The following is a 12,156-nucleotide window of genomic DNA, read 5'->3' as shown; positions in this document are numbered from 1 at the left end:
CGGGGCCGTCTTGTTTTGCCGCCTCCTGGGCGCTGTGGGCAATCTCGCCTGGCATGATGGGCGCGCCGCCACCCCGCTGGTTGAGGCAGGGCGGGGTGCGCCGTGGCTTGGGGTGGCGCGGCGCATGCTGGGCGCAGTTTGCTGGAGTTTCTCGCCGTTTCACTGAGACGGCAGAATCGTTTCAGGTCTTTGGGTGGTCGCGTTTCGAACGCCAGAGTGGTGTCGCTTTTGCTGAAAACGCTCCTAGGCGTCCTTGGGCGGGCGGATACGCAGGGAGATCAGGACGCAGATAATGCCCAGCACGGCCAGGACCGAGGAAGCAAAGAAGGCATAGCTGCCAAATTGCACCACCAACCAGCCAAAGCCGGCCAGCGACAGCACTGCCGTGCCCTGTTGCAGCGTATTGGCGAAGCCCTGCGCTTCGGCAGCATTGGACTCGTCGGTCCAGTTGGCGATGAAGTGCACCACGCCGAAATAGCCGACACCAAAGCTGACGGCGTGCAGCATTTGCACGACGAACAGCACCGCCACGGGCGGGTTGAAGGCCATGGCAGTGAACCGCACCAGCGAGGCGATGCATGCCGCCAGAATCATGTTGCGTGCGGTGATACGCCCGCCAAAGCGGCGCCAGGCAAACATGATGACGGCCTCGGCCGCAGCCGAAATGGCGAATAGCGGACCGATGTAGTAGTCGGGAATGCCGTTCGCGTGCCAGAGCAATGCGCCAAAGCCACCGATCAGAGCATGGCTGGCATTGATCAGCGCAAAGGCGACCAGTGGCAGCACGAACCACAGGTGCAGCGAATCCTTGAGCCGGGTGGGCGGCAGAGCCGCCGCCAGGGTCTTGGCATAATCGGGCGCGCGAAACCGGGGCAATAGCAGGCTCAACCCGGCCCGCAGCAGCGACATGGCCACAAAGAGCGGCACGAAGGCACCCGCGCCATACACCATGAGCAGCATGCCAATGCCACCAGCGCCCACCACATAGCCAACCGTCGCCCAGGCCCGCACGACGCCGAAATCAGTGCCGTTGCGCCGCGTCATGCGTACTGACGCGGCGTCGATCAATGGCGGGATGGCGCCATTGGTCATGGTCACCAGGGCCCAGACCAGCATGATGCCCCAGAACTCGTTGACGAAAAACAGGCCGAACGGCACGGCGCCGCCGACCATGGCCAGCACGAGAATGACGCTCCGCCAGTCCTTGGCGCGATCGGCAATACGGCCGATCACCATGTTGAGCGCCAGCAGGCAGAGCATGGGGATGGCGTTGACGATGCCGATCTGGTCGGCCGGCAGCCCGTGCTCGCTCAGCCAGATGCCAAGAAACACCGAGCTGACCGCGCCGGGAAGGTAGACGGTAAACTGAAAGAATGAGGCGCGCGCTTCAGGGCTCGCAAAGCGCGAAGGGAGCAGGGACATGCAAGCAGGACTCCGGGCAAATCACTGCCCAGCATCCTTGGTGACTCGGCCCGACGCGCAACGCAAGACCTCAGTTGCAGGTTGCCGTCAAGCAATTGCGGGCGGCGCGTGTAGCAGACCTGATTGATGCTCTCATCAAGTGTGTCGCAACAGCTGCTCATGCCTACAATTGGCGGGCCAATGGGCCTTGGGTTTCACCGTTTTGCTGAAACGGCAGAACGTTCTAGGTGGTCTTTGCGCTGTCAGTGGCCAGTTTGGTCAATTCGGGAATAAAGTCGCGCACCACCGGCTGGGGCTGGGTTTCGAAGGGCAGGGGGCGGACGACGCGCATGGCGGCGATGCCGACCCGCACAGTCATCAGACCATTGACCACACCTTCGCCCAGACGGGCCGAGAGCTTGGCGGCGAGGCCCTGGCCGACGAGTTGCTCAACCAGACCATCGGTGAGCACCAGGCCGCCGGTGACGGCCAAATGGGTCAGAACGGCACCAGTGAGCCGCCAGAAGCCAAACAGGCCTGGGCGGGCGCCATAGAGCGCGGCAATCGCCCCGGCGAGCCGGACACTCTCATAGAGCACGAAGGCAATATCGATCAGGGCGCGCGGCGAGACCGCGGTGACCAGAGCGACGCGCCGGGCTGACGCAGCGGTCAGGGCCTTGGCCCGGGCATCGAGTGGCGCCATCAGGCTGCGTTCGGCCATGGCGATGATCTCGTGGCCGTCGAATAAATGAGGCAGGTGGTCGGTGACGGTCTGGCGGGCCCGGGCCTGGTCGGGACGATCGCCATAGATGGCGACCAATTTGTCAACGACGTGCCGGCCGCGCTGCTGATCATTGTCGAGCGTGGTCAGGGCCGCGTCGCGGCGCAGCGCATCGAGCACCAGCAGGCGGCGCAGGGCGAAGACTTCGCGCACCGCCAGGGCCAGCACGGCGACGAGGAAGCCGGCGAGCACGCCCAGACCCAGCCAGCCCAGCCAGGGATTGGCGGCAAACAGATCGCGGATCAGCCGGTCGGCGGCCAGGCCCAGAGCGGCCGATAGCAGCACGCCACCACTGGTCCAGGCCAGACGTCCCAGCCAGCCCATCGGCCTGGGTGGCGGCGCAAGCAGTGTCTCGTCCGGCGCAGGGTCGAAATCGCTGTCGGTCAATTCCACGGCGGTCGGCGCAAAGGCGCGCGGGGTGCGTAGCGCCGGGTCGGTCCCAGTGGCGTTCGCGTTGGCAGTCGGGCGGGCAATGGGGCGTTTCATGCGAGCCAATCTCCCACCAGATAGTCGATGGCACGATCAAAGCGGATATGAGGCAGCATGACATCGCCGCTGGCATTGCGCTCGAGTTGTTGCGGCGGGGCGAAGCGCAGGAAGTTCAAGGCGACGGGATTGCCATCTTCAAACAGGGAATCGGGGCGCTCGGGCAGGTCGCCGGGAAACAAGGCGATCTCGGTTTTGCCGTCATAGGTGACCCCGTCGAGGGCCTCGCCCTGCAGGGGCGTGCCGATGATGGTGTTCAGCGTCTGTCCGGCTTCGGAAATCGTACCTTCATGGGTGGCGCGAATACCCGCCAGCGCGATGGAACGGGTCTGGGTTCCGGCAAAGCGGGCACGCTTGCTGGCATTGGACACCAGACGATTGAGAATGGCCTCAAGCCGGTCGTGGCTGCTGTGATGGACGTGATCGGCCTTGGTGGCGGCAAACAGGATGCGGTCGATCCGCCGGGCGAAGGGGCGCAACAGGGGATTGGCCTCGCCCTGGCGGAAGCAGCCGATCACCGAGGTCAGCGCGGTCTCAAGATCGGCGACGGCGGCGGGGCCTGCATTGAGCGCCCGCAGGGTGTCGACCAGAACGATCTGGCGATCGAGGCGGGCGAAGTGATCACGAAAGAAGGGACGCACCACCTGGGCCTTATAGGCCTCGAACCGGTGTTCGAGCATGGCGTAGAGGCTGGCGTTGCGCGCAGACTGTGCGGGCGGGGGCAGTGGCGCGAAGGTCAGCGCGGGCGATCCTTCGAGATCGCCGGGCAACAGGAAGCGTCCCGGGGGCAGGGTGGAGAGGGCGCCATGCTCGCGGCTGCGCCGCAGATAGTCGGTGAAGGCGGTGGCGAGGCGCTCGGCGTCGGGGTCATTGGCGTCCTTGAGCGGATCAATGGCGGCGAGCAGATCGAGAAACGGGGTGGCCTCCTTGCCCGAACCGGGGCGACGGGCGCGTTCCAGCGCTTCGGCGCTCCATTGGGCAAAGCTCAGGCCGAGCAGCGGCAGGTCGAGCAGCCATTCGCCGGGATAATCGACAATGTCGAGATTGAGCGTGGAGGGGCCGCGCAGGCCGGCATACCAGTGCTTGGACTGATATTTCAGCACGATGCGCAATTGCGAGATGCGGCGGGTGCCCTCGGGCCAGACCGGGGATTTGGCTGTCAGCGATTGCAGATGCTGCTCATAGGCAAAGCGCGGCACAGTGGCGTCGGGGTATTCGGCCAGTCGGGCGCCAATGAAACGGCCCTCGGCCATGGCAGCAAAGCCGGGCATGCGGCCGCCGGTCAGCAGATTGTGCACCAGAGCGGTGATGAAGATGGTCTTGCCGGCGCGGCTGAGCCCAGTAACGCCCAGGCGCAGCGTTGGGGTAAATGCCCCCGTCGCCGTGTCGGCCAGATTGGCCAGGGCGATGCCCAATTCGTCGACAATGGTCGTTGGAGTCTGGGCCACGCGCTGGTCTCTCGATTAACCCGCAAGATAAGGATTTGTGCGGCACGTTCAATGGCCCCGCCAAAGCGGCGGGGCCAGAGGCGGCTAGGAGGATTTGGTGCCGATCTCGGCGAGATCGTAAGGCGTGCTCTGGTAAATCTCGTTGATCCAGTTCTGGAACAGCAGATGGGCATGGCTGCGCCAGCTGTTTTCCGGGGTGGCGGTGGGGTCGTCACCGGGAAACAGATTGGCCGGCGGCGGGGTCGCCAGACCGGCGGCGATATCGCGGTCATACTCGTCGGCAAGCGAACGATTGTCGTATTCGAGATGATTGAGGAAGTGCACAGCACGATGGCTGGCGTCGCCGAGCATGGAGATGCCGATGTCGGGATTGTCGATCAGCACTTCGAGATCGGGCCCCAATGTGGTGCGGTCGATATCGTTGTAGCGGGACACCGGGATCATCGGGCCATCGGAAAAGCCGCGCAGGAAAGGCGAGCGGGTGTTGACCACCTCGTGGCGGAACACCCCGAAGGCCTTGCTGGGCATGCGGTAACGCTTGGTGCCGTGGAAATGGTGCAGAGCCGCCTGGGCGCCCCAGCAGATGAACATGGTGTGGTGCACGTTGGTCTGCGTCCAATCCATGATATCGAGCATTTCGGGCCAGTAACGCACCTGGTCAAACGGGATATTGGCAATGGGCGCACCGGTGACGATGAAGCCGTCGAACTTGCGGTTCCGCACCTCGTCCCAGGTGCTGTAGAACGATTTTAGATAGTCTTCGGATGTGTTCTTGGAACGATGCTCGGTCACCCGCACCAGGGTCAATTCCACCTGCAGCGGCGTCGAGCCGATCAGGCGGGTAAACTGGGTTTCGGTGCGCTCCTTGTTGGGCATCAAGTTGAGCAGGCCGATTTCGAGCGGGCGGATATCCTGGCGCGCGGCGCGCGTGGAATCCATGACGTTGACGCCCTCGGCCTCAAGGGTCTTGCGGGCGGGCAGATTGTCGGGAATTCGGATTGGCATGGCAGCCTCTTAGCTGGCGATGATCACAGAGCAATGCAAGCGATGCGCGCCTCCAAGTGGAAAGCGCGCTAGCGCATTCGCTGCTCGATCGCCGCGGCCATCAGATCGATAAACTCATCGCCATCGCGAACCACAGCAAGGTCCGAGGCCTCCACGACATAGCCGAAATTGTCGGCCAGCATCTGGTAGCGGGGCAGGCGGTCATGCAGCAAGGCCTCAAAGCCCCAGGCGCCGAAGCCGGCCGGATCGACATCATTGTCGTCGAGAATGCCGTGGATCAGCTTGTACTCCGCCCATTTCTCGATGAGAAACTGGGGCGGATAGTACATTGGCTTGGGGCTTTTCTTGTAGCGCCGGATCAGTTCGGCGGCGTCCGTGCCGGTGCCGCGAATGTAGAGCAGGGCAGTTGAGCCCGCGAGCGCCTTGATCACCGGATCCTCGGGGTCGGTGGGGTCGACCACCTCGATCAGGGAGCCGCCGGTGTCGGCGATGAAATTGTCATAGCCGTAGAGCTGTTTGGCGCGCTCGATAAAGTGCGGCACATCGTGCAGGGCAGCAATTTCGGCGATGCGGTGCTGTTCCTGGCGACGCTGGTATTCGGCCAGCGGCAGGCCATGCTTGTCCGGATCGCCCGGGGTGCCCAGATAGCTCGAGAGCGGATCGAGATTTTCGAAGGTCAGATTGGAGGAGATGTAGATCGAATCCGAGCGCAGCAATTCGGCCAGGAAGGGCACCTTCATGGCTTCGCGCTTGAAATTGTCGACAATGGCCTCGCCCATGTAGCGGGTGCCGATGCGGTAATCGGCCGAATAGTGAAACCAGTTCGACGCCCGCAGCATGGCGGACAGGCGCGTCTTGCCGACGCCGGCCATGCCGAACACCGTCACGGCCCGGCGTGGCGAGTTGATGAATTCGTCGGCAGACTTGAACAGCATAAAACGCCCCAATTCTCTGGCCAATTCCATTACGGCAACGGCCCCCGCTTCACAAGCGGGCGGCAATTTGTGCCGCCCGCCCGGACTCTATTGCCGGTTGCCGGGAGTGATCGGACCCCAGATTATTGAATTAGCCAATAAATTCAACGTCCAAGCGAGTTGGCATTGCGCTTGCATTGAGGGAGGGGAACGCGTCGGACGGCGCAACGGGGCTTACGGAGTATCTCATGGGCATTTATGGCGCTCTTTCCAGTGCAGTGACGGGTCTTCGGGCTCAGGCGCACGCCCTGGAAAACATTTCGGGCAACATCGCGAACTCGCAGACCACGGGTTACAAGCGTATCGAGACCGATTTCATCGACCTGATCCCCGACGCGCCGATCAAGCGTCAGGTGCCTGGTGCCGTGCTGGCGCAGTCGCGCGGGACCAATGATGTGCAGGGCGACATCAAGACGGTGTCAAATGAAACCTTCATCGCGCTGAACTCTAGCGGATTCTTTGTGGTTGAGCCCAAGGTTGGTCAGTCGGACGGCAATTCCGTGTTTGCCGGTACCAATTTCTACACAAGGCGTGGCGATTTCGAGATCGACAAGGATGGTATGCTGGTCAACGGCGCCGGCTACTATCTCAAAGGTCTGCCGATCGATACCACGACTGGCAATATTTCGGGCTCGGTGCCTGAGGTTATCCGGCTTTCCAATGCCTTCCTGCCGGCGCAGGAAACCAACAGGATCAACTATCAATCCAACCTGCCGCAATTGCCCAAGACGACCGCGTATAACGCAACGGTTTACAATAGCGAGTTGATCAACGCGGTTGACTACGCGGGCTATGCGGGGACGTCGACCACGTCTTCGATGGCGGGCACGAATGCTACCTGGGCTGACGCTGACCCTGCTGAAAGCGCTACTCGGTTTGCGCATGGGGACACGCTTAGCCTGGACGTCAATGGCACAGCCGTCACCTTTGAATTTACCAATGATGGCACTGTGACGGGGACCGGCAATCAGGCCATCGATATCTCCGCCCCTGCCACTGTGGGGACCGTGCGGGCGGAGATGCAGGCGGCGCTGCGCTCGTCCGGTGGCCCGGCCGCGGCAACTGCCAATGTTACGCTTGCTGGTGGCGCGCTAAGCATTGATCTTGGTGTGGATTATCATGCCCAATTCAGGGTTACTGGTGGTACCGGGGGTCTTCTGACAAACGTCGGCTTGACCAATCCAAGCACCTCGAGCGCGCCGCTTCGTGATCCGATCACCACAATCGCTGCCAGTGATGACGCGCTGTTCAAGTCCAACTCGGTCGCTGGCGGTGCCATCACCGTTTATGCATCAAACGGCGCTCCGGCGAACGTTCAGATGCGTTGGGCCAAGGTCGACAGTGCCGCGTCGGGCGGCAACGACACCTGGAACCTGTTCTATATGTCAGATAGTTCCGCCACGGGCGGTTCGCCGATGTGGACCAGTACGGGCCAGGCCTACACCTTCGGCGCCGATGGCTCGCTGGTCGCGCCCGGCATCACATCGACAACTCTATCCAATCTGACCATCAATGGTGTGGCCATTGGTGATGTCGAACTCAAGCACGACACCAATGGCGTCTCCCAGTTTGCTGATGTCAACGGCACCGTGAACGTGTCGACGCTCAACCAGAACGGCTATGGCGCCGGCGAGTTCGTCTCTGTGGCCATCAATGACAGCGGCCGTGTTGTTGCCACCTATTCGAATGGCGAACGTATCGACATGGCGCAGGTGGTCACGGCGCAGTTCAGCGCCATCAACCAGCTCAAGCGGCTGGATGGCGGCGTCTTCTCGTCGACGTCGGAATCGGGTGAGGCCATTCTGGATATGTCCGGTGGCGGCATTCTCGGTGGCGCGTTGGAAGCTTCCAACACCGACATTTCCGACGAGTTCACCAAGCTGATTGTCACGCAGCAGGCCTACGCAGCTGGCACGCGTATCGTCAGTGCGGCCGACAAGATGCTGCAAGAGGCGTTGAATATGATCCGCTGAGGCGGGTCTGCTCGTAAGGCTCGGGGCCGCGTGTCCCGGGCGTAATTCCTGATTGAGGAGCCCCCAGGATATGGGTCTGACGACTTCACTTACCAACGCTGTGTCTGGTCTGCGGGTCAATCAGGATTCGTTGGCGCTCGTCAGCAAGAACATCGCCAATTCGGGGACGCCGGGCTATCACCGGCAGTCGTTGAATGTCGTCGATTACAATGCACAATCGAGCACTTATGCACGCAGCATCGGGGCCAATCGCGCCTTCAACTCCAGCCTGCAAACCTATTATAACCGGCAGGTATCGGATACTGCCAATTCCTCCATTCAGGCGAGTTATCTCGACCGAATGCAGGGCTTCCTGGGCAAGCCGGGATCGACGGGGTCGCTCGATACCCTGTTCAGCGACCTGCAGAACGCCCTGCAGGGGATTGCCACCAGCCCCGACGACTATACCTCGCGGTCAAACGCCGTGGCGTCGGCGCAGACCATGGCGGAGACCCTGAACCGGCTCTCAAGTACCATTCAGGGAATGCGGCAGGAGACCGAGGGGCAGATCGCCGCTGATGTTCACAACATGAACGGCATGCTGAACTCGCTGGCCGAGGTCAATAACCGCATGCTTGATCTGGGCATGACCGACAGCGCCCGCGCATCGCTGCTCGATCAGCGCGACCGTCTGGTCGGCTCCGTGGCCGAGCTTATCGACGTGCGCGCTGACTATCGTGGCGACGGGACTGTGGCGCTGATGACCCGCTCGGGCGTCGGCTTGCTTGACAATGGCGTATCGACTTTCAAGTTTGAAAGCGCTGGCAGCCTCTCTGCCAACTCGGTGTTTGACCCGCTGTCGTCGGAGACCAAGGTCGGCCAGCTGACACTGACGACGCCATCCGGATTGACGATCGATCTGGTAACCCAGGGCGTGCTGCAGGGCGGCGAACTGGGCGGTCTGGTCACGCTGCGGGACAAGACACTGGTCGAAGCGCAGGATCAGCTCGACGAAATCGCGTCGGGACTGGCGCTTGCTTTCTCGACAGTGAAAAACCCTGGTGTGGCGGCGAGCGACGGCGTTCCCGTCACACCTGCCACGGGTTTTGACCTTGATCTGAGCAATCTCAAGCCCGGCAATGACGTGCTGTTCAGCTATTCGGAAAACGGGGTGAGCAGGCAGGTGCGGGTAGTCAATTCGACCGATCCGGTCGATTACCTGGATGCTTCGGGCCAGCGTGTCATCGGCATTGATCTGTCGGGCGAAGAGAGCCTTCCGCCGGGCGACAAGACCGCTGCGGCCGCAGCTGCCGCAGCGGCGCTGAATGCCAAGTTCAGCGGGCTGACGATCAGCAGCACTGGTGCGGGTAATCTGCGCATACTCGATGACGGCGCAGTGGGAAACACCGATGTCCAATCGGCCACTGTCCGCTCAACCTCAACGGGGCTGCAGGGCGCCGGCCTGGCGTTCAATCTGTTCGTCGACCAGGGTAATGCGGCCTACACCAATGATCTGGATGGTGATCCACCGCAAAAGCAGGGCTTTGCAGCCCGAATTTCGGTCAATTCCGCGGTTGTGGCCAACAACAAGCTGATGGTGCAGCATGAAGTCGGGGGCACCCTGGGCGATGCCGACCGGGCCAATTACGTCATCGATCAGCTTGCCAATATGAGTTTCACCTCTGGCGGCAATCCGGCAGCCAATGCTGACAAGTTCCAGCTGACCGGCAAGCTGGGTGAAGTGATTGGTCAGGTGATCGGCTTTCAGGGCTCAACCATCAATGCAGCCCTGACCAAAGCGGACGACCGGCAACTGACGCTGGACACGATTTCGGACCAGATGCAGACCGAATATGGCGTCAATCTGGACGAGGAAATGGCCCGCCTGATGGAATTGCAGAACGCCTATTCCGCCAATGCCCGTGTGGTTTCGGTGGTCAAGGAACTACTTGATGCCCTGCTTGGTGCGGTTTGAAGGAGTAGCGTGAGATGATCGTCAACAAGTCGATGTTCCCGCTGCAGACCGGTTTCGGCGTCATCTCCAAGATGCAAGGCCGCTTTGCTGATCTGCAAATGCAACTGGGCACGGGGATGAAGACCTCGACGCTTGCCGGCATGGGACGCGATCTGCCGCTGTCGCTGTCGGTGCGCTCCCGATTGGGCAAGATCGAGGGCTTTGCCGCCAATATCGCGACGGTTGATCTGCGCCTGAGCTTTCTCGACAAGACCATGACGCGCCTGCAGAAAATCGAAAGCGAAGGCCGGAACGCGACGGTGCAAGGTCAGTACGGCACCAACAATATCAACATGGCGACGCTGCCGAGCCTGTCCAAGGCGCGGCTGGATGAAATTGTGACGCTGCTCAATTCCGATGTTGCGGGCCGCTATTTGTTTGGCGGCACCAATACCGACAGTGCGCCGGTCCCCGATACCAATGTGCTGCTGGATGGGCAGGGCGGCAAAGCGGGCTTCAAGACCGTCCTCAATGAGCGCAAGGCCGCTGATGCGGGGCTGGACGGGCAGGGACGCCTGGGTTCAACCCTGCTGGTTGGGGATCCCGCGATCCCCGGTCCTGCAACAGAATCGGTAGTGACACTGACCGAGGATGGGGTGCATCCGTTCGGCTTCAAACTGTCCAATATCTCCACAACCGCGTCCGCCACGGCCTTGAGCTATACCACGCCAGTGGTGACCAATCCGCCCACGGCCAAAAGCCTCAGCGTCACCTTTGAACCTGACCCGGCCGAGCAAATCCAGTCAGGCCAGACAGTGACGCTGGGTTTCACCCTGCCGGACGGTAGCGAGACGCAGATCACGTTGCGGGCCACCACTGCTGCCGAGTCAAATGGCGGCGTGGATGAGTTCATTATCGGTGCCGACTCGGGGGAGACGGCCGCCAACTTCCAGGCCGCGCTCAACGCCAAACTGGTGGCTGTGGGTGAAACCGAACTCGCCGGGGCATCAAATTTCGCCGCCGCCGAAAACTTCTTTAACGGTGCAGGCGAGCCAGTGCTGCGGGTGGACGGCGACCCGGCAACCGCCACCGCTCTGCGGGTGGCTGACCATACTGATACGGTCATGTGGTATCAGGGGCAGTCGCCCGCCGTCGCCGCAGAAGGCCTGGGCCGCATGCAGATTGGTTCGCTCGGCGATACCGCCACGCTGACGGGGGACTTTCCTGTTTCGGCCCAGCACGGCTTCAAGATCACTGGCGTCTCTGCTGATACCGCCAATATCGATACGACCTACAATGCCGCCACGCCAACTGCCGGCAGCTCGGTCTCCGCGACGTTTGGCGCTGGCCTGGCAGCTGATGAGACCGTTGAGGTAACACTGCAGGAGCCGGCGCCGAGCACCATCACGCGCACCCTGACGCTCACGGCGGTAACGGGAAAGGCAGGCGTGGGGCAATTTACCATCGGCGCGGACCCCACTGAAACCGCAGCCAATTTTGCCAAGGCGCTCAATGTCGTGGCGTCCGAGGCGGCGATTGAGGCAGAGGGCAATCCACGCCAGAGCGTGACCGCCCAGATTGATGACAACACGCGCGTTGCCTACGGCATACAAGGCAATGAATCGGGGCTGTTGCGGCTGGTGCGGACGATGGCCTCCCTGTCGGTGGAGACCTACCCCACCGAAGAGAACATTCTTGCCTCGCGTGAGCCGATGCGGCTGGCGGCCATGGCTGAGACTGATCCAGCGCTGCGCGCTGCCGCCCTGGCTGACTATGAAAAGGCCGTCACGGCCGACCGTCGCAGCGCCAATGGGCGATTTGATGCGATGGCCAGCCGGCAGCAGGCGCAATTGTCCGCCTCGCACAATGCCGAGCGTGGTTCGGTACAGATACTGACGATGGAACTGGCGGTGGCCCATAACGGGCTGCAGAGCGCAACAGCGCGGCACACCGACTACAAGGCGCAACTGGACAATCTGCTCAGCGATGTGGAAACGGTGAGCAAGGAAGACGTGGCCATGGAAATCCTGGCGCTGCAGACGCGGCTACAGGCGAGCTATCAGGTAACTTCCATGGTGAGCCAGCTGAGCCTGTCAAAATATATGTAGCGGCTCACCAGCCAGCACGGATCACAAGCAAAAACCCCCGCAGTGAT

Annotated in this window: 8 protein-coding genes; 3 read left to right on the top strand and 5 right to left on the bottom strand. The window is 61.9% G+C overall.

Annotated features, from left to right (window positions below; all coding sequences use genetic code 11):
- Window positions 1-243 precede the first annotated feature (243 nt).
- From Q8O80_RS01165 to Q8O80_RS01145, 5 genes are all read right to left on the bottom strand, one after another.
- Window positions 244-1,422, bottom strand: a complete 1,179-nt coding sequence (locus tag Q8O80_RS01165) for an MFS transporter (RefSeq protein ID WP_305576057.1) — start codon at window positions 1,420-1,422, stop codon at window positions 244-246.
- Window positions 1,423-1,645: 223 nt separating this feature from the next.
- The gene (locus tag Q8O80_RS01160) at window positions 1,646-2,668 is read right to left on the bottom strand and encodes a YcjF family protein (protein WP_305576055.1); all 1,023 of its coding nucleotides are present in this window, start codon (window positions 2,666-2,668) and stop codon (window positions 1,646-1,648) included.
- The gene (locus Q8O80_RS01155) at window positions 2,665-4,116 is read right to left on the bottom strand and encodes a YcjX family protein (RefSeq protein WP_305576053.1); all 1,452 of its coding nucleotides are present in this window, start codon (window positions 4,114-4,116) and stop codon (window positions 2,665-2,667) included. The genes Q8O80_RS01160 and Q8O80_RS01155 overlap by 4 nt, the downstream gene beginning before the upstream one ends.
- Before the next feature lie 84 nt (window positions 4,117-4,200).
- Window positions 4,201-5,121: a homoserine O-succinyltransferase gene (metA, locus tag Q8O80_RS01150; protein ID WP_305576051.1), complete on the bottom strand. Its 921-nt coding sequence runs from the start codon at window positions 5,119-5,121 to the stop codon at window positions 4,201-4,203.
- A gap of 68 nt (window positions 5,122-5,189) precedes the next feature.
- A complete protein-coding gene (locus tag Q8O80_RS01145) occupies window positions 5,190-6,056 on the bottom strand; it encodes an ATPase (RefSeq protein WP_305576049.1) in 867 nt (288 codons plus the stop codon).
- Window positions 6,057-6,283: 227 nt separating this feature from the next.
- On the opposite strand from Q8O80_RS01145, the gene Q8O80_RS01140 reads away from it, so the two are divergent.
- The 3 genes from Q8O80_RS01140 to Q8O80_RS01130 all read left to right on the top strand — a co-directional run bounded on the left by Q8O80_RS01140 (window position 6,284) and on the right by Q8O80_RS01130 (window position 12,109).
- Window positions 6,284-8,068, top strand: coding sequence for a flagellar hook protein FlgE (locus Q8O80_RS01140; protein ID WP_305576046.1), 1,785 nt, complete (start codon window positions 6,284-6,286; stop codon window positions 8,066-8,068).
- 70 nt (window positions 8,069-8,138) lie between these two features.
- Window positions 8,139-10,022: a flagellar hook-associated protein FlgK gene (flgK, locus tag Q8O80_RS01135; RefSeq protein ID WP_305576044.1), complete on the top strand. Its 1,884-nt coding sequence runs from the start codon at window positions 8,139-8,141 to the stop codon at window positions 10,020-10,022.
- Between the two features lie 14 nt (window positions 10,023-10,036).
- Window positions 10,037-12,109 (top strand): hypothetical protein, encoded by a 2,073-nt coding sequence (locus tag Q8O80_RS01130; protein WP_305576042.1) that lies wholly within the window; start codon window positions 10,037-10,039, stop codon window positions 12,107-12,109.
- Window positions 12,110-12,156: the final 47 nt, after the last annotated feature.

The organism is Devosia sp. (assembly GCF_030689745.1).
Lineage (GTDB): Bacteria > Pseudomonadota > Alphaproteobacteria > Rhizobiales > Devosiaceae > Devosia > Devosia alba.
The sequence above is the reverse complement of the archived record's forward strand: the minus strand, read 5'-3'. Positions and strand labels throughout refer to the sequence as shown.